The sequence below is a fragment of the Streptomyces sp. NPDC058401 genome, assembly GCF_042722885.1.
Taxonomy (GTDB): domain Bacteria; phylum Actinomycetota; class Actinomycetes; order Streptomycetales; family Streptomycetaceae; genus Streptomyces.
The window spans coordinates 177,260-198,804 of sequence record NZ_JBHXKA010000001.1 but is presented as its reverse complement, the minus strand read 5'-3'; the positions used below and the strand labels follow the sequence as shown (position 1 = coordinate 198,804).

Here is a 21,545-nt window from a genome sequence, read left to right as displayed (position 1 = left end):
GCCTCTCAGTCGCATTCGCGGCAGATGGGCTGACCGTTCTTCTCGCGGGCCAGCTGGCTGCGGTGGTGCACCAGGAAGCAGCTCGTGCAGGTGAACTCGTCGGCCTGCTTCGGCAGGACCCGTACGGCCAGTTCCTCGTTGGAGAGGTCTGCGCCGGGCAGGTCGAGGCCCTCCGCGTTGTCGATTTCGTCCAGGTCGACGTTCGAGGACGACTTCTCGTTGCGACGAGCCTTCAGCTCTTCGATGCTGTCGTTGTCTACGTCGTCGTCGGTCTTGCGCGGGGTGTCGTAGTCCGTTGCCATAGTTCGCTCTCCCCCTCTGGGATTTAGCGGGTGTCTCAGCGCACGTAACGCGCGAGAGGCCGGACTTGTGCCCGACCTGAGGCGGAGATTTTGCCTCACATCAAGGTCTGTTACTCAATCGACACCCAGCCGCACATTCAGAAGAGCGATTGGCTGGGATGACGACCGGGACCGTACACGGTCCGGGGGCCGTCTTGCACAAACGCCACCCCATGTATTTCCCGCCGCTAGGGGGGCCGGAAACCCGGACTTCCCGGGCTTTCCGGCCCCCCCAAGGTCACTGAGCGCATAGGGACGGACACTCGACACTGTGATCGATCGCACAGAAGTCACTGTCTTCACTACCCAAGCATTCAGCCAACAGCGAACACGGGGTGGGTCGGCTCACAAGGGCAGAGTGACACGCATCACGAGGCCACCGCCCTCGCGGGGGACCGCCTGGATCCGCCCGCCGTGTGCGCGCGCCACGGAGCGCGCGATGGAGAGGCCGAGCCCGACACCCTTGTCGCTGCCCGTGCGCTCCGTACGCAGCCGTCTGAAGGGCTCGAAGAGGTTGTCCACCTCGTACGCGGGAACCACGGGACCCGTGTTCGATACCAGCAGGACCGCCTGCCCGTGCACGGCCTCGGTGGTGACGTCCACCCAGCCGCCCTCGGGCACGTTGTAGCGGACGGCGTTCTGCACCAGGTTGAGCGCGATCCGCTCCAGCAGCACGCCGTTGCCCTGCACCACGGCCAGCGCGCGCTCGCCGCGGATCTCCACGCCCTTGGCCTGCGCCTCCCCGCGCGCCTGATCGAGGGCGCGCGAGGCCACCTCGGCCAGGTCCACGGGCTTGCGCTCGATGATCTGGTTGTCGCTGCGGGCCAGCAGCAGCAGGCCCTCGACCAGCTGCTCGCTGCGCTCGTTGGTGGCGAGCAGTGTCTTGCCGAGCTGCTGGAGCTCCACCGGAGCCCCGGGATCGGAGAGGTGCACCTCCAGCAGCGTCCGGTTGATGGCCAGCGGGGTCCTCAGCTCGTGCGAGGCGTTGGCCACGAACCGCTGCTGGGCCGTGAAGGCCCGCTCCAGCCGGTCGAGCATCTCGTCGAAGGTGTCGGCGAGCTCCTTGAGCTCGTCGTCCGGACCGTCCAGCTCGATCCGCCGGGTGAGGTCGGAACCGACCACCCGGCGGGCGGTCCGGGTGATCTTGCCCAGCGGCGAGAGCACCCGGCCGGCCATCGCGTAGCCGAAGGCGAAGGCGATGATGCTCAGCCCCATCAGCGCCATCAGCGAACGGCTCAGCAGGTCGTCCAGCGCGTGCCGGCGCTGTTCGAGGATGCAGGTGTTGATCGCCGCGTTGAACTGGTCGGGCATCTGGCCCGTCCCGCTCACGCCGGGGCAGCTGCTGGTGACCTGGATCGGGCCGCCGCCCACGATCGTGAACGGCAGCGCGTTGCCCTGCCGCAGCGCCTGGGCCGCCAGCAGGTAGATGATCGACAGCAGCAGGATGCCGGCGATCAGGAACATCCCGCCGTACAGCAGCGTCAGACGTATCCGGATGGTCGGCCGCAGCCAAGGGAAAGGACCCTCGGGCTGCCCGGGGTCCCAGGTCGGTTTCGGTGGCGCCGATGGTGGCGCCGGGGTCGCTGCCACCCGCGTCAGATCCGGTAGCCGGAACCGGGGACGGTCACGATGACCGGCGGCTCCCCCAGCTTGCGGCGCAGCGTCATCACCGTCACGCGCACCACGTTGGTGAAGGGGTCCGTGTTCTCGTCCCACGCCTTCTCCAGGAGCTGCTCGGCGGACACGACCGTGCCCTCGCTGCGCATGAGGACCTCCAGCACCGCGAACTCCTTCGGCGCCAGCTGCACCTCCTTGCCCTCGCGGAACACCTCGCGCCGGTTCGGGTCCAGCTTGATCCCCGCGCGCTCCAGCACGGGGGGCAGCGCGACCGTGGTGCGCCGGCCCAGCGCCCGTACCCGGGCGGTCAGCTCGGTGAACGCGAAGGGCTTGGGCAGATAGTCGTCCGCCCCGATCTCCAGGCCCTCGACCCGGTCGCTCACGTCGCCGGAGGCCGTCAGCATGAGCACGCGGGTGGGCATGCCGAGCTCGACGATCTTCCGGCACACGTCGTCACCGTGCACGAGCGGGAGGTCCCGGTCGAGCACGACCACGTCGTAGTCGTTCACTCCGACGCGCTCCAGGGCCGCGGCACCGTCGTACACGACGTCCACGGCCATGGCCTCCCGGCGCAGTCCGGTGGCCACCGCATCGGCGAGCAGCTGCTCGTCCTCGACGACGAGTACGCGCACGTCGTTTCCTTCCTCAGAGCCCGTCAGGGCAGGTGTGTCATGTGGCCTCCATCCTGCCCCTTTCGCCGGTAAACCGGCTGTAAGACGCTGCTCGCGGGCGCCCGCGGGGTGACGCGAGGGACGGAAGTGAGGATTCCCCGGCCTTACGAGGTTTCTGGGTCCAGCGCGGCGGGGAGGACGACTTCACACCCCGAACACCTCCCTGACGGCGCACTGCCACGTGCCGCCGCCGACCCACGAAGAGGGGGCGAACCCACCATGGACGCATTCACCGCGGGTCTCCTGCAGCGCATCAGGAGCACGCAGTCGGACCTCAGGCAGGCTCGCGAGACGGGCGACGACTTCCTCGTGGAAGTGGAACAGGCGGAGCTGGAAGACCTCCAGCGCATCGCAGCCGATCACGGCGTTCCGGTCACCGTCTCCGCCTGCTGATCCCAGGTCTCCGCCCGCCGGCTCCAGCCGCCGGCGCCCACCACCCCCGGACCCCGGAGGCCGCCACCCGGCCACCGGGGTTCCTTCATGCCCCGGCCTTCCCGGGGCACTCAGTCGTGCCAGGCCCCGGCTTCCTCCAGCAGCGGCTGCAGCGAGGCGAACACCGCGGGGGTCGCGGCCAGCACGAGATCGCCCGAGGCGGGCTCGCCGGGGCGGCCGCCCGTCACCGCGCCGGCCTCCCGCGCGATCAGCTCGCCCGCCGCCAGGTCCCAGGGGTTCAGCCCGCGCTCCCAGTACCCGTCCAGCCGTCCGGCGGCCACGTCGCACAGGTCGATCGCCGCCGAGCCGCCCCGCCGGACGTCCCGGACCAGCGGGATGATCCGCTGCGCGACGTCCGCCTGGTGCGCCCGCCGGGTCTGGACGTACGCGAATCCGGTGCCGATCAGCGCCTGGTCCAGCGGAGCGGCCGGCCGGCAGGCGAGGCGGACCCCGCCCAGCCAGGCCCCGCGCCCCAGCACCGCGTGGTACGTCTCCCCGCGCATCGGCGCCGCCACGACCCCGGCCACCGTCTCGCCGCGGTACTCGGCCGCGATGGACACGCCCCAGGTGGGCAGCCCGTAGAGGTAGTTCACCGTGCCGTCCAGCGGGTCGATGACCCACCGCACGCCACTGGTGCCCGCCGATTCCGAGCCCTCCTCGCCCAGCAGCCCGTCCTCGGGCCGCCGCTCGCCGAGGAGGCCGGTGATCAGCTTCTCGGCCGCGATGTCCATCTCGGTCACCACGTCGATCGGGCTCGTCTTGGTGGAGGCGACCGCCAGATCGGCGGGCCGCCCGTCCCGCAGCAGCGCCCCCGCCCGGGCGGCCGCATCCAGGGCCACGTCCAGCAGTTCGGTCTTCAGCTCTTCGGAGATCACGCCCGGCTCCCGTTCATCGACTTCTGCGGATGTCACTGCGCGGCACTACGCGTACGGGCTGTCCACGCCCGCCGCCGCCGGCCGGGGCCCGCGGGCCGGGCAGCAGCCCACCGCGCACAGGTCGTGGCTCGCTCCGAGCAGCCCGAGCGCGCAGCGCTCCACGGACTCGCCCCGTTCCGCCGCTGCCCGCTCCAGCACGAGGTCCCGTACCGCCGCCGCGAACCGGGGGTCGGAGCCGACGGTGGCCGAGCGGGCGACGGGCAGCCCCAGCTCGGCGGCCTTCGCCGTCGCCTCCGTGTCGAGGTCGTAGAGCACCTCCATGTGGTCCGAGACGAAGCCGATGGGCACCATGACCACCGCCGGGGCGCCCGCCGCGTGCAGGGCCTCCAGGTGGTCGCAGATGTCCGGCTCCAGCCACGGGATGTGCGGGGCTCCGCTGCGCGACTGGTAGACGAGCTCCCAGGGCAGCTCGGTGCCGGTCTCCGCGCGGACCGCGTCGGCGATCAGCTTCGCGACGTCCAGGTGCTGCTTGACGTAGGCCCCGCCCTCGCCGTCCGCCGTGTGCTCCCCGGCCGGGCCGGAGGCGTCCGCGGCCGCGTTCGGGATGGAGTGCGTGGTGAAGGCCAGGTGCGCCCCGGCGCGGACCTCCTCGGGCAGCGAGGCCAGCGAGGCCAGCACCCCGTCGATCATGGGCTGTACGAAGCCGGGGTGGTTGAAGTAGTGCCGCAGCTTGTCGACCCGGGGCAGGTCGGCTTCGGCCACGCCCTCCCGGACGAGCAGGGCGAGCGCGTCGGCGAGGTTCTCGCGGTACTGCCGGCAGCCCGAGTACGAGGCGTACGCGCTGGTCGCGAGCACCGCGATGCGGCGGCGCCCGTCGGCGGCCATCTCGCGCATCACGTCGTCCAGGTACGGGGCCCAGTTGCGGTTGCCCCAGTAGACCGGCAGGTCCAGCCCGTGCCCGACGAAGTCCTTGCGCAGGGCGTCCAGCAGCTCGCGGTTCTGGCCGTTGATCGGGCTGACGCCGCCGAAGCCGAAGTAGTGCTGCCCGACCTCCTTGAGCCGCTCGCGCGGGATGCCGCGGCCGCGCGTGACGTTCTCCAGGAACGGCACGACGTCGTCGGGTCCCTCGGGGCCGCCGAAGGACAGCAGCAGGAGGGCGTCGTAGGGGGCGGCGGGGCCTTCGGCCGAGCCGGCGGCGGTGGCGCGGAGCTGGTCAGACATGCCTCGAATCCTGCCACCCGAGGGCGCCGGGCGGAAAACAGGACCGGAGAGCGGGACCCGCGCGGGGCCGTCCGGCCCGGGCCGAAGGGCACCCGCCCGCTGTCCGGTTCCTCCCCGCGCGGGCGGCTTGTGTGCGGCCGTAACCTGTATGGGCCAATGACGTCCCTTACGGAGGGCACCTTGCCCAGTCCCTACCGCGCGATCTTCGCCGCCCCCGGGAGCCGCGGCTTCAGCGCGGCCGGCCTCATAGGCCGGCTGCCGCTCTCCATGGTCGGCATCGGCATCCTGACGATGATCTCCGAGCTCACCGGCCGGTACTCGCTGGCCGGCGCCCTCACCGCCACCCTCGCGCTCTCCGCCGCCGTGATCGGCCCCCAGGTCTCCCGCCTGGTCGACCAGTACGGCCAGCGCCGCGTCCTGCGCCCGGCGAGCCTGCTCGCGGCCCTGGCCATCTCCGGGCTGCTGCTGTGCGCGGCCAACCACACGCCCGACTGGACCCTGTTCCTGTTCACCGCACTCGCCGGCTCCGTGCCCAGCGTGGGCGCGATGATCCGGGCCCGGTGGACGGCCATCTACCGGGACTCGCCGCGCGAACTGCACACGGCGTACTCCCTGGAGTCCGTCCTGGACGAGGTCTGCTTCATCTTCGGGCCGATCCTCGCCATCGGGCTCTCCACCACCTGGTTCCCCGAGGCGGGCCCACTGGTCGCCGGGGTCTGCCTGCTCGTGGGCGTGTGGTGGCTGACGGCGCAGCGCACCACCGAGCCCGCCCCGCACCCGCGCGGCGCGGACGCCGACCGGACCTCGGCCCTGCGCTCCCCCGGACTCCAGGTGCTGGTGGCCACCTTCGTGGCCACCGGGGCCATCTTCGGCTCCATCGACGTGGTCACGCTGGCCTTCGCCGAGGAGCAGGGCCACAAGGCGTGGGCCAGCTTCATCCTGGCCGTCTGGGCCGTCGGTTCCTGCCTCGCCGGCATCGTCTTCGGCCTGCTGCACCTCAAGGGCAAGGCCGAACGCAGGTGGGTGCTGGGCATCTGTGCGATGGCCGTGAGTATGATCCCCCTCCTACTGGCCGGGAACCTTCCGTTTCTGGCCGTGGCGCTCTTCGTCTCGGGCCTCGCCATCGCTCCCACGATGATCACCACGATGGCCCTGATCGAGGCGCACGTACCACGCGCGAAGCTGACCGAGGGGATGACCTGGACGGGCACCGGGCTCGCGGTCGGGGTCGCGCTCGGGTCCTCCGTGGCCGGCTGGGTCATCGACGCCGCCGGCGCGCGGACCGGGTACGTCGTCTCCATCTCGGCGGGGACCGCCGCGGCGGCGGTTGCGTTCGCGGGTTACCGCCGGCTGACGAGGCCGGCGCAAGGGGAGGAGCCTTCCAACGATGGCGACGACGGGGACAGCAGGCAGCAGCGGGACACGGACCGCCGCGTGGCATAACTGGGCGGGCAACATCAGCGCCACGCCCGCGCGCGTGGTCGCTCCGGCATCGGTCGGGGAGCTCCAGGAGGCGGTCCGCCGGGCCGCCGCGGACGGGCTGAAGGTGAAGGCGGTCGGTACCGGCCACTCCTTCACCGCGGCCGCCGCGACCGACGGCGTACTGATCCGCCCCCAGGCTCTGGCCGGGATCCGGGCGATCGACCGGGAAGCGGGCACCGTCACCGTGGCGGCGGGCACGGTCCTCAAGGACCTCAACCTGGCCCTCGCCAGAGAGGGCCTGTCGCTCACCAACATGGGCGACATCATGGAGCAGACGGTCTCCGGCGCCACCAGCACCGGCACCCACGGAACCGGCCGCGACTCGGCCTCCATCGCCGCCCAGATACGCGGCCTGGAGCTGGTCACGGCCGACGGCGAGCTGCTGACGTGCTCCGAGAAGGAGCGTCCCGAGGTCTTCGCGGCGGCCCGGCTGGGCATCGGCGCGCTCGGCGTGGTCACCTCGCTCACCTTCGCCGTGGAGCCGCTCTTCTTCCTGACCGCCCGTGAGGAGCCCATGAGCTTCGACCGGGTGACGGCCGAGTTCGACCAGCACCACGCGGAGAACGAGCACTTCGAGTTCTACTGGTTCCCGCACACGGGCAACTGCAACACCAAGCGCAACAACCGCAGCCAGGGCCCGGCCGCCCCGCCCGGAGCGGTCTCCGCCTGGGTCGAGGACGAGCTGCTGTCCAACGGCCTCTTCCAGGCCGTCAACTCCTTCGGCCGCGCCGTCCCGGCGGCCATCCCCTCCATCGCCCGGATCGCGAGCCGCGCCCTGTCCGCGCGCACCTACACGGACATCCCGTACAAGGTGTTCACCAGCCCGCGCCGGGTGCGGTTCGTGGAGATGGAGTACGCCCTTCCGCGCGAGCGGGTCGTCGAGGCGCTGCGGGAGCTGAAGTCCATGGTGGACCGCTCCGGCCTGCGGATCAGCTTCCCGGTGGAGGTGCGCACGGCTCCGGCGGACGACATCACCCTGTCGACGGCCTCGGACCGCGAGAGCGCGTACATCGCGGTGCACATGTACAAGGGCACTCCGTACCAGGCCTACTTCACGGCCGCCGAGCGGATCTTCACCGAGTACGGCGGGCGGCCGCACTGGGGCAAGGTGCACACGCGGGACGCGGAGTACTTCGCCGGGGTGTACCCGCGCTTCGGGGAGTTCACCGCGCTCCGCGACCGGCTCGACCCGGACCGGGTCTTCGGCAACGACTACCTGCGGCGCGTACTGGGCGACTGAGGACGGGCGGCCGGTCCTCAGGGGGCCGGCGACTCCTGGCCGGCACCGGTGCCCCCGCCTTCGCCCGACCCGCCGCCCGGGGTCGACTTGCCGGGGCTCGGCGTCGGCGTGGGCTTCGGGGTGGGCGTGGGGGTCGGGGTCGGGGTGGGCTTCGGCGGGGTCGGGGTCGGCGTCGGGTCCACGGAGCGGGAGGGACTGGGGTCCGGGCTCGGGCTCCGGCCGCCATGGCCGGTCGAAGGGCTCGGGGAGGTCCCCGGGCCCGGGGTCTTCCCGCCCTTGCCGCCGGTTTCCCCCTCGGGCGGAGCGGGCTTCTCCTTCGACACCTTGTGGGTGCCGGCGGAGAAGACGGTCCCGCCCCCCTTGCTGACGGAGGTGTCGGCGATCGCCTCGTACGTCCCGATGCCGCCGAGGGCGATGGCGAAGGCGGCCCCCGAGGCGACCGCCGTGCGCTTCCAGCCCCGGAACCGCTTGCCGTGCACGGTGGCCTCGCCGAACTCCTCCGAGGTCTCCGGCATCGGGACCTGGCGCAGCATCATCGTCCCGTCGGGCGCCCGCACCTCACGGGGCTCCTCGCGCGGCCCCGCCACGGGGACCTGACGGGCCTTCGGCCGGGCCGTCTCGCGGAGCTGGTCGCCGGTGCGGCGGAAGAAGTGCTGGATGACGGGTCCGCCCGCGGTGGCCACCACGCTCACCACGCCGGCGCCGAGGATGGTCCCGTAGACGCCCATCTGCGAGGCGAGCAGGGCCGCCGCGACCGTGGCGAGGGAGGAACCCGCGACCTGAGCCGCACTCAGATCGAGCTTCTTCTTCTCCTGCTCCTGCTCCGGTCCCACGTCCAGCACCGTCTTCTGACCCATCGCCATCCCCTGCGTGTCCTGCCCTTCGCGCTCCAACGCCTTCTCCCGTTACTGACACGTCAGCGAAACGGATAGTTCCGTTTCCGGAGATTCTGTGAAGCAAGACACCCGAATTCGGGCGCACGCGCAGGTCCGGCCCGATGTGGACCCGATCCAGGGCAGCCCAACTCCCGCCGTCCGGGACAAGTTCGGCGGCGCGGCGGTCCACCCAGGTGGCCCGAATGGAGTACTGTGGCGAGCCCTGGGGCCGTCCTTCCTTACGGATGTCCGGACTCGGGAGAGGGGGCCGGCTGATGGAAAAACGGCACTCGAGACCGGCGATGCCGCGGTATTGCACGGGATCCTGCTGCGCACAGTAATCGTTTGGTCACTGTGCGTACCCAACAGGTAACCGTGCCATAACAGCGATCAAGGGCGCATGCCCGACACGCCGGTTTAACTCGGCAAGGTAGTGGCAGGCTGCACCCGGGCAGGCCACACTCGACTAGCGGAAGCAGCGACGCACGTGACGTCGGCAGGCACCACCCGGGAGGTCCCCATGCCCGAACTGCGTGTCGTGGCCGTCTCAAATGACGGCACACGACTGGTGCTCAAGGCTGCGGACAGCACGGAGTACACGCTTCCGATCGACGAGCGTCTCCGGGCTGCCGTGCGCAACGACCGTGCGCGCCTGAACCAGATCGAGATCGAGGTGGAGAGCCACCTCCGCCCCCGCGACATCCAGGCCCGCATACGAGCCGGTGCCTCCGCGGAGGAGGTCGCCCAGCTGGCGGGCATCCCCGTCGACCGCGTACGGCGCTTCGAGGGCCCCGTGCTCGCCGAGCGCGCGTTCATGGCGGAGCGGGCCCGCAAGACCCCCGTGCGCCGGCCCGGCGAGAACACCGGACCCCAGCTCGGCGAGGCCGTGCAGGAGAGGCTCTCGCTGCGCGGGGCCGAGAAGGAATCCGTCCAGTGGGACTCCTGGCGCCGCGACGACGGCACCTGGGAGGTCCTGCTGGTCTACCGGGTCGCGGGCGAACCGCACTCGGCGAGCTGGACGTACGACCCGCCGCGCCGGCTGGTCGTGGCCGTGGACGACGAGGCCCGCTCGCTGATCGGCGAGTCCGACGACCTGCCGGCGACCCCGGAGCCGAGCTTCCCGTTCGTGCCGAGGATCGCGCGGCTGCCCCGCGACCGACCGCTGGACCGCGCGCTCGACCGTCAGATGGAACGGCCGACAGCGCCCCCTCCCCCGCCGGAGCCGGAGCCGGAGGAAGAGCGGGACACGCTGACGGCCCTGCTGGAGGCGGTACCGAGCTTCCGCGGGGACCTGGTGGTCCCGGAGCCGGTGAGCGAGCCGGAGGTGGAGGAGCCGCCCGCCGCCTCGGCTTCGGCCGGTGCGGGTTCCGCGTACGCCGACGTCCTGATGCCGCGCACCGTGGCGGGACACCGGGACCGGCTGACGGGCACCACCGACCGGCAGGCGGAGGCCGACGGAGTGCGGCCCGGCCGCCGCGCGGCGGTGCCGAGCTGGGACGAGATCGTCTTCGGCACCCGCCGCAAGAAGCAGGAGTAGCGGCCCGTTCCTCGGCGGCGGACATCGTCGCCGGGGAACGGTCCCCCCTTTTTTTCGGCTAGCCCGGCAGTCCGGCTAGCCCGGCAGTTCGCCTACCGCCACCTCGCGCGCGGGGTCCGCGGACCATTCCGACCAGCTGCCCGCGTACAGCGCCGCCGGGATGCCCGCGGCCGCCAGGGCCAGGACCTCGTGGGCCCCCGAGACGCCCGAGCCGCAGTACACCCCGACCGGGGTCGCGGTGTCGGCGTGCACACCCAGGCCTTCGAAGCGGGCCCGCAGGGCGTCGCGGTCCAGGAGCAGGCCGTCGGATCCCGTGTTCTCGCCGGTCGGCGCCGACAGCGCCCCGGGGATGTGGCCCCCGACCGGGTCGATCGGTTCGACCTCGCCCCGGTACCGTTCGCCCGCGCGTGCGTCCAGCAGTACACCCGTCCGGGCCAGTGCTGCCGCCGCATCCGCGTCCAGCAGTCCGATGGCACCCGGATTTGGCTTGAAATCACCCTCGCTCACAGGAGTGACCTCGGCCGACAGCGGGCCGTCGGCGGCCCGCCACGCAGCCAGTCCCCCGTCCAGGACCCGCACCCGCGGGTGACCCGTCCAGCGCAACAGCCACCACGCGCGCGCCGCCGCCCAGCCGAGACCGCCGTCGTACACGACCACGGGCGCGTCCCCCGAGACGCCGGCCCGCCGCATCACCGCCCCGAACTCCTCGGGATCCGGCAGCGGGTGCCGGCCGCCGGAGCCCGCCGGGCCTGCCAGTTCCGCGTCGAGGTCGACGTAGACCGCGTCCGGGAGGTGTCCGGCCTCGTACTCGGGCCGCAGGTTCGGGCCGCCGAGCTGCCAGCGGACGTCGAGGAGCACCGGGGGCAGCGGGCCGGCCAGCTCCTCCTTCAGGTCGGCGGCGGAGACGAGCGGGGAGCGGGGCTGGTTCGCAGTCATGCGGGTCATTTTGCTCCCCCTCTCCGCACCCCGCGTAACAAGTCGGACATCGACAGGCGCACTGATCCGGTCATCTCTCGCGGCTCCCGCGAAACCCGGCCGGTCGGGGCGCGCCGGGCCCGCGGGAGTGGAAGCATCAGCTCCGGGAAGGGTCACGAGCGTGACGACGGAGGAGACGGCTGACATGACCGAGGCATCGGAAGCAACGCGGCGCACGCCCGGCACGCCGTGCTGGGCGAGCCTGATGGTGCACGGCCTCGGGACCACCGAGGAGTTCTACGCAGATCTGTTCGGCTGGGAGTACGAGCCCGGCCCCGAGCAGCTCGGCCCGTACGTCCGGGCCATGCTCGACGGCCGGGAGGTGGCCGGCATCGGTGAGATGCCGCCGGACCGGCAGCTCCCGGTGGCCTGGACCACGTACCTCGCCACGGACGACGCCGACGCGACGGCCGAGTCCGTCCGCTCCTGCGGCGGCACGGTGGCGGTGGGCCCGCTGGACGCCGGGGTCGCGGGACGGGTGGCGATCTGCTCGGACCCGCTGGGAGCGATCTTCGGGCTCTGGCAGGCGGCGTCCCACCTCGGGACCCGGCTGGCCGGGGGGCCCGGCACCCCGGTGTGGCACGAGCTGGTCACGCAGGACACCTCGACGGTCGGGAAGTTCTACGAGCACGTCTTCGGCCACGAGGCCCGGGCGCACGCCGGTGCGGGCGATGCCGCCGACGAGTTCGACTACCTCACGCTGTGCCTGGAGGACCGGCCGGTGGCGGCCGTGCACGGGGTCGGCCGCTCCCTGCCCCACGACCGGGGGCCGCACTGGATGACGTACTTCGAGGTGGAGGACACCGACGCGGCCGCCGCCCGGGTCCAGCAGCTCGGCGGCGGCATCGTGCAGCCGCCGCGCGAGGGCCTGAGCGGGCGGCTGGCGGTGGTCACGGACCCGGAGGGCGCGGTGTTCACGCTCGTACGCGGCAGGGGCTGAGCGGGCCGGCCCGGCGCTGCCGGGCCGGTATCTAGGTGCTCACCGAGTCCGTGCGCGCGGGCCTTCCGGTGACCATCAGTGCCGCGGCCGGCGCTGCGAGCAGGACCGCGCCGAAGGCCCACCACAGGACCTCGGGGTAGCCGGAGATCACGAGGGGCATGGTGGCGAGGGTCTCGCCCACCTGCTGGGCCGCGAGGGCGGCGGCCGACAGGACCCCCGCCCCCCGCAGGGCGGTCCCGGCGGTCGCGGTGACCAGGAGCGGGCCGAGCGCCGTGCCGGTGCCGAGGCCGGTGAGGAGCGTGGCGGGCAGCACGCCGGCCGCGTAGGAGTAGTCCCCTCCGGTGCGGACCAGAACGAACAGGCCGACGGCCACGAGGACCAGGCCCGCGGCGGCCGGCACTCCGGGTGCGGCGCGGTCGACCAGCCGGGCGGACACCTGGGTGGAGCCGACGAGCATCGCGGCGACCATCGGGAGGAGCATGAGTCCCGCCTGCACCGGGGCGTATCCGATCCCGTTCGCCAGGTAGTACGCCAGGTACGAGGACAGGATCAGGGTGCCGGCGCCGGCCAGCAGCAGGGCCAGGACGGAGCCCGCCCGGTCCCGGCCGCTGGGACCGGAGCGGTCCGAAGCCCGGCCGGCCACCCGGCTCAGCTGCCACAGGTACGTGCCGGTCAGCAGGGTTCCGGAGGTGAGCAGGAGCAGGTTCAGAGGGGTGACACCGCCGGACTGCACCACCCCGAAGAGTCCGTACAGCAAAAGCGCCAGTCCGCCGGATCCGAGCAGGGCGCCGGACAGGCCGGAGCGGGCGCCGGGGTTCGCGGGTTCGCCGGGCAGGGCCGCGACGAGGAACAGGCCGACGACGGCGAAGGCCGCCAGGGCGAACAGGCAGACGCGCCAGTCGAGGTACCGGACGAGGGGGCCGGCCAGGAGCAGCCCGAAGGCCGGGCCGCCGCTCGTGAGCGCGACGTAGACCCCGAAGGCCGTGCCGCGCTTCCTCGGGTCGGTGTGGCCGGTGGCGAGCAGGGACAGCGTCGCCGGGGCCAGCAGCGCCGCGAAGGCTCCCTGCAGCGCGCGGGCCGCCATCAGCAGGCCCGGTGCCGGGGCCAGCGCGGCGAACACGGACGCCGCGCCGAAGCCGGCCAGGCCGATGACCAGTACCCGCTTGCGGCCGACGAGGTCCGCGAGGTGGCCGCCGAGCGGCAGCAGGGCGCCGAAGGCGACCCAGTAGAGGGTGAGCAACAGGCTCAGGGCCTCGTGATCGGCGCCCAGTTCGCTCTGTACCGCCGGAGCCGACAGTTGGGAGGCCGTCGCCACGAGCGCCAGCATCAGCTGGAGGAGGCAGACCACCGCGAGGGTCCATCGCGGCCGGTACGCCGGGACCGCGGGTGGGCGGGCGGGTTCCGCCGCCGCAGGAGCCGCGTCCGCCGCCCCCGGGGCCGAGCCGGAAGGCGGGCCGAACCCGGCCGCGTCCGCCGCCGCCGTCGGGGCGTACGCGGGCGGCAGCGGGTGGGGCCGGGGCGCGGGCACCCGGGGGTCCGCCCGCTCGGGGGTGGGCCCTTCCCGGACCGCGGGGGCGAAGTCGAGCAATTGGGCCGCATGCCGGCCCAGTTGGGCGAGGACCGTACCCGGCAGCCACTCCCCGGCCTGCTCGGCGGCCGTGCGCTCGGCCACCTGCGCGGGGGTGGGCCGCCGGGCCGGATCCTTGTGCAGGCATGCGCCCACGAGGTCGGCCAGGCCCTCCGGAACGCCCGTCAGGTCCGCCTCCTCCTCCGCGACGCGGAAGAGGTGGGCGTTCAGGCCGGTGCTCCCGGCGCCGAAGAGGAGCCGCCCGGTGGCGGCGTAGACGAGGACGGCACCCAGGCAGAACACGTCGCTGGCGGGGGTGAGTTCGAGGCCGCGGACCTGTTCCGGCGACATGAACCCGGCGGATCCGATGAGCATGCCCGTGTGGGTGAGCAGGCTGTCCCCGGCGAGGCTGTCCATCGCGCGGGCGATGCCGAAGTCGATGACGCGCGGACCGTCGACGGTGACCAGGACGTTGGACGGCTTGAGGTCGCGGTGGATCAGGCCCGCCTCGTGGACGGCCTGCAGGGCCAGGGCGAGCCGGTTGGCGAGGGTGTGCACGGAGTGCTCGGGCAGCGGCCCGAAGTCCTTGGCGACCACGGTGTGCAGATCGGGGCCCGGGATGTACTGGGTCGCCACCCAGGGCACGGCGGCCTCGGGGTCGGCGTCGAGCACGGCGGCGGTCCAACTGCCGCCCACCCGCCGCGCGGCGGCCACCTCCCGGGAGAAGCGCCTGCGGAACTCCGGGTTCCCGGCGTACTCGGCCTGCACGACCTTGACGGCGACGGTGCGCCCGCCCTCTGAGCGGCCCAGGTAGACCAGGCCCATGCCGCCGGCACCCAGCCGGGCGATCAGACGGTACGGGCCGATACGGGGCGGGTCTTCGACGATCAGCTGATCCACGCGCTGAGGATAGTGGGGCTATCCAACGAGCGGGAGCGCCTCGATGGAATCGATGGAATCAACGGATCCGATGGAGGTGACCATATGGTGACATTCCATCACACCACGCACCGCTTCCACGACGCGAGCCAGTCCGCGCTCCTGTTCGCCACCAACGTCGCGGCCATCGTCGCCACCGGGACGGTCGTCTTCCTCGCCTACGAGGTCCGGGCCGGCGCCGGTGAGGCGGGCATCGCGGTGGGCGCGTTCCGCGGCCGGACGCTCGCCGCGGTGTCGGCCATCGTGCTGCTGGTCGCCGTACCGCTCACCGCGGGCACCCTCTCCGTCGCCCGCGACCGCGCGCTCGCGGCGAACGCGCGGCCGGTGGCCGAGCGGTGGGCCGCCACGGGCAACCGGCAGATCGCCTCGGTCGAGGCCCGCAACGGCGTGGTCGTGGTGGGCGTCCTGGGCCTGCCGCCCCAGCCCGCCCCCACCGCCCTGCGCGAGGCGCTGAACCTGGGCGGGATGCGGGACGCCGCGCTCGAACTCCACCTGGTCGGCGGACGCACCCACTGGTGCCCGGCGGACGGCGCCACGTGCACCGTTCGCGACTCCTCCCGCACCTGAAGCCGGTCGGGAAGCGGCGCGGCCGGGGTCAGTCCTCGGCGCTGGGGCTGCGCTCCCCGTGCAGGCGCAGGACGTCGGCGTCGCTGCGGAAGCGGTGGGCCCAGCGGCGGCCGTCGAAGACGCTCAGGCCGGGGATGTGCCGGGTCTCCAGCGCCAGGATCACGAAGGCCGTCGCCGCCGCGGCCAGGGCGAGCCGTCCCTGTCCGGCGGCCGCTCCGATCGCGGCCGCGGCGAAGATGGCTCCGGCGGTGGTCACCCCGTGGACGAGGTCGCCCTCGGTGCGGCTCTGGCGGAAGACCAGGCCGCCCCCGATGAATCCGACGCCGGTGACGACTCCCGCGAGGGCGTTGGGGGCGCCGTCCAAGGCGAGGACCGCCACGAGGGCGGCGCCGACTCCGATCATGGAGAAGGTCCGGTTGCCGGCGGCGGCCCCCCTCAGGGTGCGTTCCAGGCCGAGCGCGTAGGTGAGGACGAAGGCCACCGCGAGGTGGCCGATCGTGACCAGGGTGGAGGTGTCCGCCTGCCGGTAGTCCATCGGCCGCCCTTCCGGAGTCCTCCGCACGCGGAGGCACGGCTGTCCACGCCATCGGCTGTCCGTGCCACCGGCTGTCCGTGCCAGTAGAACGCGCGGGAGCCGCGCGGGGCGCCGGGCGCGCCGCCGCCGGGGTCAGTTGTGCGGGGCCTTCCCGCTGACCCGGTGGTCGGCGTGGCTGAGGGCCTCCAGGACGAGCCGGCGCAGATGGCCGTCGCGCAGGCTGTAGTGGATGCGCCGGCCCTCGCGGCGGGTGTCGACGAGGCCGGCCAGCCGCAGTTTCGCCAGGTGCTGGCTCACCGCGGTCCTCGACGCGGCGCACCGGTCGGCGAGCGAGCCGACGTCCGACTCCTCCTGGGCGAGCAGCCACAGCAGGTGCAGCCGGGTGACGTCCGACAGCATCGCGAAGACCTCGGTCGCCTCGGTGAGGCGCGCCCTGTCGGGATCCCGCAGGTGCGCATCGGGTGCAGGTGGCTGGGGTTCGCGGGCTGGCATACCCCACAGGGTAGGTCGCTCCGGGGAGGGCCGGGGTGAGGCGGAGCCGTGATCCTCCATACATGTGCGCAGGTGCGCATGTATGGATACATTGGAGGCCCGCACCGTCCCCCGCGCCCTCCCCGCACTGCCGTCCCCCGCCACCGTCCTGTCCCGTCCCGTCCCGTCCCGTCCCGTCCGGAGAGGAATCGCATGCCGAGCGTGCTGCGCGACCGCACCTACCGCCGCCTCTTCGGCGCCCAGGTCATCGCCCTGACCGGCACGGGCCTGGCCACCGTGGCCCTCGGGCTGCTCGCGTACGACCTCGCGGGCGCCGACGCCGGTTCGGTGCTCGGCACGGCGCTCGCGATCAAGATGACGGCGTACGTGGTCATCGCCCCGGCGGTCGCCGCGGTGGCCGACCGGCTGCCGCGCCGGGCCCTGCTGGCCGGCTCCGACCTGGTCCGGGCGGGGGTCGCGCTCTGCCTGCCGTTCGTGGACCAGGTGTGGCAGGTCTACGTCCTGATCTTCCTGCTGCAAACCGCCTCGGCCGCCTTCACCCCGACCTTCCAGGCCCTGATCCCGGACGTCCTGCCGGAGGAACGCGACTACACGCGGGCCCTGTCCCTGTCCCGGCTCGCCTACGACCTGGAAAGCCTCTTCAGTCCCGCGCTCGCGGCCGCACTGCTGTCGGTGGTCACCTACGACCGGCTGTTCCTCGGTGCGGCGGCCGGGTTCCTCGGCTCGTCCGCGCTCGTGGTGTCCGCCGTACTGCCCCGGCGGGTGCGGGCCCTCACCGGGTCCCGGCCGGGGGCGTACGCCAGGGCCACCGCGGGGACGCGCCTCTTCCTCGGCGTCCCGCAGCTGCGGTCCCTGCTGGCCATGAACCTCGCGGTCGCGGCCGCCGGAGCCGTGGTCACGGTCAACTCCGTCGTGTACGTACGGGAGGTCCTGGGGCTGTCCGCCGGGTCGGTCGCGGTGGCGCTCGGCGCGTACGGAGCCGGGTCCATGTCCGTGGCGCTGGCCCTGCCTCGGATCCTGCAGAACCGGCCGGACCGGCGGGTGATGCTGGCCGGCGCCCTGCTGCTGCCGGCGGGGTTCGGCGCCCTCGGCGTCATCACCTCCGCGCACGGCGGCGGTTGGCGCTGGCCCGCGCTGCTGGTCACCTGGGCGGGGTTCGGTGCGGCGTGCTCGATGGTGCTCACGCCCGCCGGGCGGGTGCTCCGGCGGGCCGCGCCGGAGGGGGACCGCACCGCGGTGTTCGCCGCCCAGTTCTCCCTGTCCCACGCCGCCTGGCTGCTGACCTATCCGCTCGCGGGGTGGGTCGGGGCCGGGGCCGGGCTCGGGTGGGCGACGGCGGCCCTGGGCGCGATCGCGCTCGCCGCCGCGGCCCTCGCCGCCCGCCTGTGGCCGGCCGGAGCGGTGCGGCCGCGCGCCGCGGTGGCGGGCCGGGGACGTACGGCCGACGGACTGAATTCGATCACCCATTAGTCATCAATGATCAGCCCGGCCGCACCCTTCCTGCCCATTTGTGTGAAGAGATCCCCGCACTGGTCCTCCCTGGGCGAGTCCTCTTCCCCGAAGGGCAGCCGATGCGACGTGTCGTGAGAAGCCGCGCCGGTGGCCCGTACCGGCGTCGGCGCACGCTGACCGCGATCTCCGCGGTGGCGGCATGCTGCTTCCTCTCCGCGGCACCCTCCGCGGCATCGGACCCGGCGGACTCCGGTACCACGGCGTCCGAGTCCCCCGCGTCCCCCGAGCCGCCCGAGCCCTCCGCGTCCGCCGTACCGGCGGAGCCTGCCGCCGGTACGGGGCGGCCGTCCGGGGAAACGGGACCCGGCGGCGGGGCGGGACGAGTGGAGGAGCCCGGGGTCGGCAGCGGAGCCTCCGCCTCTCAGCTGCGGGAGAGCGCGGATCTGGCGGTGTCGGGCACCCTGCGGCCGACGGCGACCGCCGACAGGGAGACCGCCGCTTCGGCGGCGCGGGAGACCTTCGACTACGTCGTGACGGTGACCAACCGGGGTCCGTCCACCGCCCGGCAGGTGCGCGTCACCGACCGGCTGCCGCTCTCCCTCGAATTCGTCTCGTCCCGCGACGGCTGCACCGCGAGCGGACGGACGGTGGTGTGCGGGCCGTTGGCCACTCTGGCGGTGGGCGCCCCGCACGCGTGGGTGATCACCGTACGGCTCGCCGCCGGCTACCGCGGCGACGGTACGGACATCGTCAACGAGGCGGTCGTCGACTCGGCCACGTCGGACCCGGACTCCCGGAACAACACCTCCTCCCTGACCGGCCTGGAGATTCCGCCCAGTGCGCGGACGGCGGACCTGTCGCTCCGCAAGACGGCGGTGCTCGGGAAGGGACGGGAGCACGTCCGGCCCGGCGAGAAGTTCGGGTACCTGATCACGGTGCGCAACACGGGCCCGGCGACGGCGCGCGGGCTCCAGGTCACCGACCGGCTGCCCTCCTCACTGACCCTGCTCTCCTCACCCGACGACTGCGCGGTCGCGAAGGACGGGGAGCGGCTGGTGGTCTGTCCGCCGCTGGACCGTTTGGCGGCCGGCGAGCAGGTGGAGTACCGGATCACCGTGCGCGCCGTCGGCGAGGACCGGGCGGCGCAACCGCCGGCCGGCCGGTGCACGCCCCTCGAGAACGTCGCCCGCGTCACCTCGGCGAGCTTCGACCCCGACCTCTCGGACAACTCCAACCGGCCCGGGACCACGGGGCCGGGCGGCGGCCGGCTGTGCCTGGTGTCCGAAGGGCGCGGGGACCAGCACGACGGGCACGACGAACACGACGGGCACGACGGGCACGACGGTCGTGGGGACGGTGGCAGCAGTCGTGAGGACGGCCACCACGACGGCCGGGAGCAGCACGGCGGCCGCGGCGACCTGGCCGACTCCGGGGCCACGGTCCCGCCCTGGCTGCTGTGGACCTCCACCGCGCTGGTGGCCGCGGGAGCGGCGCTGCGGACGGCGTTCCGGGTGCGGCGCCCGTGACCGGCGGTTCGTCGCGGCCCCCGCGGCGGACGGCCTCCGCAGACCCCTCCACAGCGCGAGAAGACGAGGAACGTTCCGGTATGACGATGCCCCGGAGTGCCCGGTGGCGCAGGGCCGCCGCCTTGCTCTGTACGACGGCGCTGGTCCTGCCGGCGGCGCTCTCCACCCCCGCGACCGCGGCCCCGGACGCCGGGGCCGGTCCGGCCGACGTGCCCCGGCCCCGCGCGCTGGCCTTTCCCGTCAACGAGAACTTCAACAGCTCCACCAACCTGGGCGGCACCAGCGGCAACGCGAGTTATCCCGATGGCGGCGGCTGGCTGAGGCTGACCTCCGCGAGCACCAACCAGGCCGGCACCTGGAAGCTGAAGGACTCGTTCCCCTCCAGCCTCGGCATCCTCGCCGAGTTCAGCTACGCCAGCTACGGGGGAACCGCCTTCGAAGGCAAGCGCGGTGACGGGCTGTCGTTCTACCTGGCCGACGGCGCGGCGACCGACGGGGTCGGCCCCTCCGGCGGGGCCCTCGGCTACGCCTGCACGGGCGCGGCGGACTCCTGCGCCGCCTCGGGCGTACCGGGCGCGTACCTCGGCATCGGGCTGGACGAGTTCGGAAACTTCTCCTCCAACGTGGTCGGCAACGGCGGTCCGGGCAACCAGCCCAACAAGATCGTGGTGCGCGGCGGGGGCGGCGGGAAGACGGGGTACCGCCACGCCGCGTCCGCCGACGGACCGGGCAAGACCGTGGAGACGGGCAGCCGCGACAAGGAGCGCACGGTGCGCGTCTCCCTGCTGCCCAGCGGTACGAAGATGCTCCTGTCGGTGTGGTCCGACAGCGGCCCCGGCACGGCCATGAACCAGTTGATCACCGACCTCGACGTCACGGGCATCAAGGACCAGCCGAAGCTCCCGGCCACCCTCAAGGTGGGGTTCTCCGGCAGTACCGGCGGGGCGACGAACGTGCACGAGATCGACGCCCTGCGGATCAACGTGCCGGCCGACCTGACCATCGCGAAGACGGGCTCCCCGGCGAGCGTGCCCGCCGGCGGCGGGCCGGTGTCCTACACCCTGACCGTCTCCAACAGCCAGGCCAACGAGGTCACCGCCGCCACCGTGCGCGACACCGTGCCCGGGCTGACCGACGTCTCCTGGACCTGCCGCGCCGGCACCGGCGGGACCTGCGGGCGGGCCTCCGGCAGCGGGAACGTCCTGGACACCACGGCCGACTTCCTGCGGGGCGGCTCCGTCACGTACACGGTCACCGGTACGGCCCCCGCCCAGCCCGTCACCCTGTCCAACACGGCCACCGTGACGGCTCCGGCGGACCGTACGGACACCAATCCGGCGGACAACAGCTCCACGGCCCCGGCCACGGTGGTGACGGCGCGGGCCGACGTGGCCGCGGAGAAGGAGGGGGTCGGCTCCGGACCGGTGGTCCCGGGGCAGGAGTTCGCGTACCGGATCACCGCACGGAACCTGGGGCCCTCCCACACGAGCGCCGTCCGGGTCTCCGACACCCTTCCCGGTCCGCTGCGGTTCGTCTCCTCCGCCGACGGGTGCACGGCCTCGGGACAGCAGCTGTCCTGCCCGGTCCGCGACCAGTTGAACGCCGGGTCGAGCGCCTCGTGGACCGTACGCGTACGGCTGGACCCCGCCTATCAGGGGGACGGCTCGGACCTCGGCAACGTCGCGTCCGTCCGGCACGCCCTCCCCGATCCGCAGCCCGCGAACGACTCCAGCGCGGCCGCCGCTCCGCCGGGCGGAGTGGCGGCCGCCCAGGCCGACCTGTCGCTGGTGAAGACCGTCGAGACCCGCTCCCCCGTGGCACCCGGGGAGACCTTCACGTACACGGTGACCGTACGCAACGGAGGCCCGTCGGTGGCCCGGAAGGTCACGGTCGCCGACCCGCTGCCGGCGGCGCTCGCGTTCGTCTCCTCGGCCGGTGGCTGCACCGCCGTCGGCCGGGACGTCACCTGCGGTACGGCGGCGACGCTGGACCCGGGCGGGGAACGGTCGTGGACCTTCACCGTGCGCCTCGACCCGGCGTACACCGGTGACGGAACGGGCCTGCGGAACACCGCGACCGCCCGCGCGGACACGGCCGATCCGAACCCGCTCGACAACAGCGGCTCCGCCGGTGTGCCCGGCGGACGCGTGCGCGCACCGACCGCCGACATCGAGCTCGCCAAGCGCGCGACGGCGGGCTGACGGCCGCCTCCCGCTGCCCGCCCGCCCTCCCCCCGAACTCCCGTACAGCTCTCTCTGTAC

At 73.3% G+C, this 21,545-nt stretch carries 19 protein-coding genes; 9 read left to right on the top strand and 10 right to left on the bottom strand.

Annotated features, from left to right (window positions below; all coding sequences use genetic code 11):
• Nucleotides 1-5: 5 nt before the first annotated feature.
• The 3 genes from ACFWNV_RS00680 to ACFWNV_RS00670 form a co-directional block, all read right to left on the bottom strand.
• Nucleotides 6-302, bottom strand: a complete 297-nt coding sequence (locus ACFWNV_RS00680; protein WP_112451146.1) for a DUF4193 domain-containing protein — start codon at nucleotides 300-302, stop codon at nucleotides 6-8.
• 384 nt (nucleotides 303-686) lie between these two features.
• Nucleotides 687-1,931, bottom strand: a complete 1,245-nt coding sequence (locus tag ACFWNV_RS00675) for a HAMP domain-containing sensor histidine kinase (protein WP_327304133.1) — start codon at nucleotides 1,929-1,931, stop codon at nucleotides 687-689.
• A gap of 5 nt (nucleotides 1,932-1,936) precedes the next feature.
• On the bottom strand, nucleotides 1,937-2,590 hold the full coding sequence (locus ACFWNV_RS00670) for a response regulator transcription factor (RefSeq protein ID WP_112451148.1): 654 nt from the start codon (nucleotides 2,588-2,590) through the stop codon (nucleotides 1,937-1,939).
• A 258-nt stretch (nucleotides 2,591-2,848) separates the two neighbouring features.
• Here ACFWNV_RS00670 and ACFWNV_RS00665 point away from each other — a divergent pair, with 258 nt between their 5' ends.
• On the top strand, nucleotides 2,849-3,022 hold the full coding sequence (locus ACFWNV_RS00665) for a hypothetical protein (protein ID WP_204357838.1): 174 nt from the start codon (nucleotides 2,849-2,851) through the stop codon (nucleotides 3,020-3,022).
• A gap of 110 nt (nucleotides 3,023-3,132) precedes the next feature.
• Here ACFWNV_RS00665 and ACFWNV_RS00660 read toward each other — a convergent pair whose 3' ends face one another.
• Nucleotides 3,133-3,936 carry an inositol monophosphatase family protein gene (locus ACFWNV_RS00660; RefSeq protein ID WP_383938245.1) on the bottom strand — a complete coding sequence of 268 codons (804 nt, stop codon included), beginning with the start codon at nucleotides 3,934-3,936 and terminating at the stop codon, nucleotides 3,133-3,135.
• A gap of 45 nt (nucleotides 3,937-3,981) precedes the next feature.
• Nucleotides 3,982-5,157 (bottom strand): ferrochelatase, encoded by a 1,176-nt coding sequence (locus tag ACFWNV_RS00655; protein ID WP_383938242.1) that lies wholly within the window; start codon nucleotides 5,155-5,157, stop codon nucleotides 3,982-3,984.
• 180 nt (nucleotides 5,158-5,337) lie between these two features.
• Between ACFWNV_RS00655 and ACFWNV_RS00650 the strand changes: the two genes are divergently transcribed.
• On the top strand, nucleotides 5,338-6,600 hold the full coding sequence (locus tag ACFWNV_RS00650; protein WP_383938239.1) for an MFS transporter: 1,263 nt from the start codon (nucleotides 5,338-5,340) through the stop codon (nucleotides 6,598-6,600).
• Nucleotides 6,545-7,879, top strand: a complete 1,335-nt coding sequence (locus ACFWNV_RS00645) for a D-arabinono-1,4-lactone oxidase (protein ID WP_383938237.1) — start codon at nucleotides 6,545-6,547, stop codon at nucleotides 7,877-7,879. The genes ACFWNV_RS00650 and ACFWNV_RS00645 overlap by 56 nt, the downstream gene beginning before the upstream one ends.
• A gap of 17 nt (nucleotides 7,880-7,896) precedes the next feature.
• On the opposite strand, the gene ACFWNV_RS00640 is transcribed toward ACFWNV_RS00645, so the two are convergent.
• A complete protein-coding gene (locus ACFWNV_RS00640; RefSeq protein WP_383938234.1) occupies nucleotides 7,897-8,736 on the bottom strand; it encodes a hypothetical protein in 840 nt (279 codons plus the stop codon).
• A 538-nt stretch (nucleotides 8,737-9,274) separates the two neighbouring features.
• On the opposite strand from ACFWNV_RS00640, the gene sepH reads away from it, so the two are divergent.
• Nucleotides 9,275-10,291 carry a septation protein SepH gene (gene sepH / locus ACFWNV_RS00635; protein WP_383938231.1) on the top strand — a complete coding sequence of 339 codons (1,017 nt, stop codon included), beginning with the start codon at nucleotides 9,275-9,277 and terminating at the stop codon, nucleotides 10,289-10,291.
• 75 nt (nucleotides 10,292-10,366) lie between these two features.
• On the opposite strand, the gene ACFWNV_RS00630 is transcribed toward sepH, so the two are convergent.
• Nucleotides 10,367-11,227 (bottom strand): sulfurtransferase, encoded by an 861-nt coding sequence (locus tag ACFWNV_RS00630; RefSeq protein ID WP_383938228.1) that lies wholly within the window; start codon nucleotides 11,225-11,227, stop codon nucleotides 10,367-10,369.
• Nucleotides 11,228-11,411: 184 nt separating this feature from the next.
• Between ACFWNV_RS00630 and ACFWNV_RS00625 the strand changes: the two genes are divergently transcribed.
• A complete protein-coding gene (locus tag ACFWNV_RS00625; RefSeq protein ID WP_383938225.1) occupies nucleotides 11,412-12,206 on the top strand; it encodes a VOC family protein in 795 nt (264 codons plus the stop codon).
• 31 nt (nucleotides 12,207-12,237) lie between these two features.
• Here the strand turns inward: ACFWNV_RS00625 and ACFWNV_RS00620 are convergent, their stop codons facing one another.
• Nucleotides 12,238-14,673, bottom strand: a complete 2,436-nt coding sequence (locus tag ACFWNV_RS00620; protein ID WP_383938222.1) for an MDR family MFS transporter — start codon at nucleotides 14,671-14,673, stop codon at nucleotides 12,238-12,240.
• Between the two features lie 84 nt (nucleotides 14,674-14,757).
• Here ACFWNV_RS00620 and ACFWNV_RS00615 point away from each other — a divergent pair, with 84 nt between their 5' ends.
• Nucleotides 14,758-15,279, top strand: a complete 522-nt coding sequence (locus tag ACFWNV_RS00615; protein WP_383938219.1) for a hypothetical protein — start codon at nucleotides 14,758-14,760, stop codon at nucleotides 15,277-15,279.
• 28 nt (nucleotides 15,280-15,307) lie between these two features.
• On the opposite strand, the gene ACFWNV_RS00610 is transcribed toward ACFWNV_RS00615, so the two are convergent.
• Both ACFWNV_RS00610 and ACFWNV_RS00605 read right to left on the bottom strand, forming a co-directional pair.
• Nucleotides 15,308-15,814: an MgtC/SapB family protein gene (locus ACFWNV_RS00610; protein ID WP_383938216.1), complete on the bottom strand. Its 507-nt coding sequence runs from the start codon at nucleotides 15,812-15,814 to the stop codon at nucleotides 15,308-15,310.
• Nucleotides 15,815-15,946: 132 nt separating this feature from the next.
• Nucleotides 15,947-16,306 carry an ArsR/SmtB family transcription factor gene (locus tag ACFWNV_RS00605; RefSeq protein WP_383938213.1) on the bottom strand — a complete coding sequence of 120 codons (360 nt, stop codon included), beginning with the start codon at nucleotides 16,304-16,306 and terminating at the stop codon, nucleotides 15,947-15,949.
• Nucleotides 16,307-16,498: 192 nt separating this feature from the next.
• Here ACFWNV_RS00605 and ACFWNV_RS00600 point away from each other — a divergent pair, with 192 nt between their 5' ends.
• The 3 genes from ACFWNV_RS00600 (at nucleotide 16,499) to ACFWNV_RS00590 (ending at nucleotide 21,485) form a co-directional block, all read left to right on the top strand.
• Nucleotides 16,499-17,776 carry an MFS transporter gene (locus tag ACFWNV_RS00600; protein ID WP_383938210.1) on the top strand — a complete coding sequence of 426 codons (1,278 nt, stop codon included), beginning with the start codon at nucleotides 16,499-16,501 and terminating at the stop codon, nucleotides 17,774-17,776.
• A gap of 365 nt (nucleotides 17,777-18,141) precedes the next feature.
• On the top strand, nucleotides 18,142-19,284 hold the full coding sequence (locus ACFWNV_RS00595) for a hypothetical protein (RefSeq protein ID WP_383938207.1): 1,143 nt from the start codon (nucleotides 18,142-18,144) through the stop codon (nucleotides 19,282-19,284).
• 80 nt (nucleotides 19,285-19,364) lie between these two features.
• Nucleotides 19,365-21,485 (top strand): hypothetical protein, encoded by a 2,121-nt coding sequence (locus ACFWNV_RS00590; RefSeq protein ID WP_383938203.1) that lies wholly within the window; start codon nucleotides 19,365-19,367, stop codon nucleotides 21,483-21,485.
• The last annotated feature ends 60 nt before the right edge of the window (nucleotides 21,486-21,545 follow it).

Coding starts and splice junctions, on each gene's coding strand:
- ACFWNV_RS00680 (WP_112451146.1), bottom strand. CDS start 302: ATGGCAACGGACTACGACACCCCGCGCAAGACCGACGACGACGTAGAC.
- ACFWNV_RS00665 (WP_204357838.1), top strand. CDS start 2,849: ATGGACGCATTCACCGCGGGTCTCCTGCAGCGCATCAGGAGCACGCAG.
- ACFWNV_RS00655 (WP_383938242.1), bottom strand. CDS start 5,157: ATGTCTGACCAGCTCCGCGCCACCGCCGCCGGCTCGGCCGAAGGCCCC.
- ACFWNV_RS00645 (WP_383938237.1), top strand. CDS start 6,545: ATGGCGACGACGGGGACAGCAGGCAGCAGCGGGACACGGACCGCCGCG.
- ACFWNV_RS00640 (WP_383938234.1), bottom strand. CDS start 8,736: ATGGGTCAGAAGACGGTGCTGGACGTGGGACCGGAGCAGGAGCAGGAG.
- sepH (WP_383938231.1), top strand. CDS start 9,275: ATGCCCGAACTGCGTGTCGTGGCCGTCTCAAATGACGGCACACGACTG.
- ACFWNV_RS00630 (WP_383938228.1), bottom strand. CDS start 11,227: ATGACTGCGAACCAGCCCCGCTCCCCGCTCGTCTCCGCCGCCGACCTG.
- ACFWNV_RS00625 (WP_383938225.1), top strand. CDS start 11,412: ATGACCGAGGCATCGGAAGCAACGCGGCGCACGCCCGGCACGCCGTGC.
- ACFWNV_RS00615 (WP_383938219.1), top strand. CDS start 14,758: ATGGTGACATTCCATCACACCACGCACCGCTTCCACGACGCGAGCCAG.
- ACFWNV_RS00610 (WP_383938216.1), bottom strand. CDS start 15,814: ATGGACTACCGGCAGGCGGACACCTCCACCCTGGTCACGATCGGCCAC.
- ACFWNV_RS00605 (WP_383938213.1), bottom strand. CDS start 16,306: ATGCCAGCCCGCGAACCCCAGCCACCTGCACCCGATGCGCACCTGCGG.
- ACFWNV_RS00600 (WP_383938210.1), top strand. CDS start 16,499: ATGCCGAGCGTGCTGCGCGACCGCACCTACCGCCGCCTCTTCGGCGCC.
- ACFWNV_RS00590 (WP_383938203.1), top strand. CDS start 19,365: ATGACGATGCCCCGGAGTGCCCGGTGGCGCAGGGCCGCCGCCTTGCTC.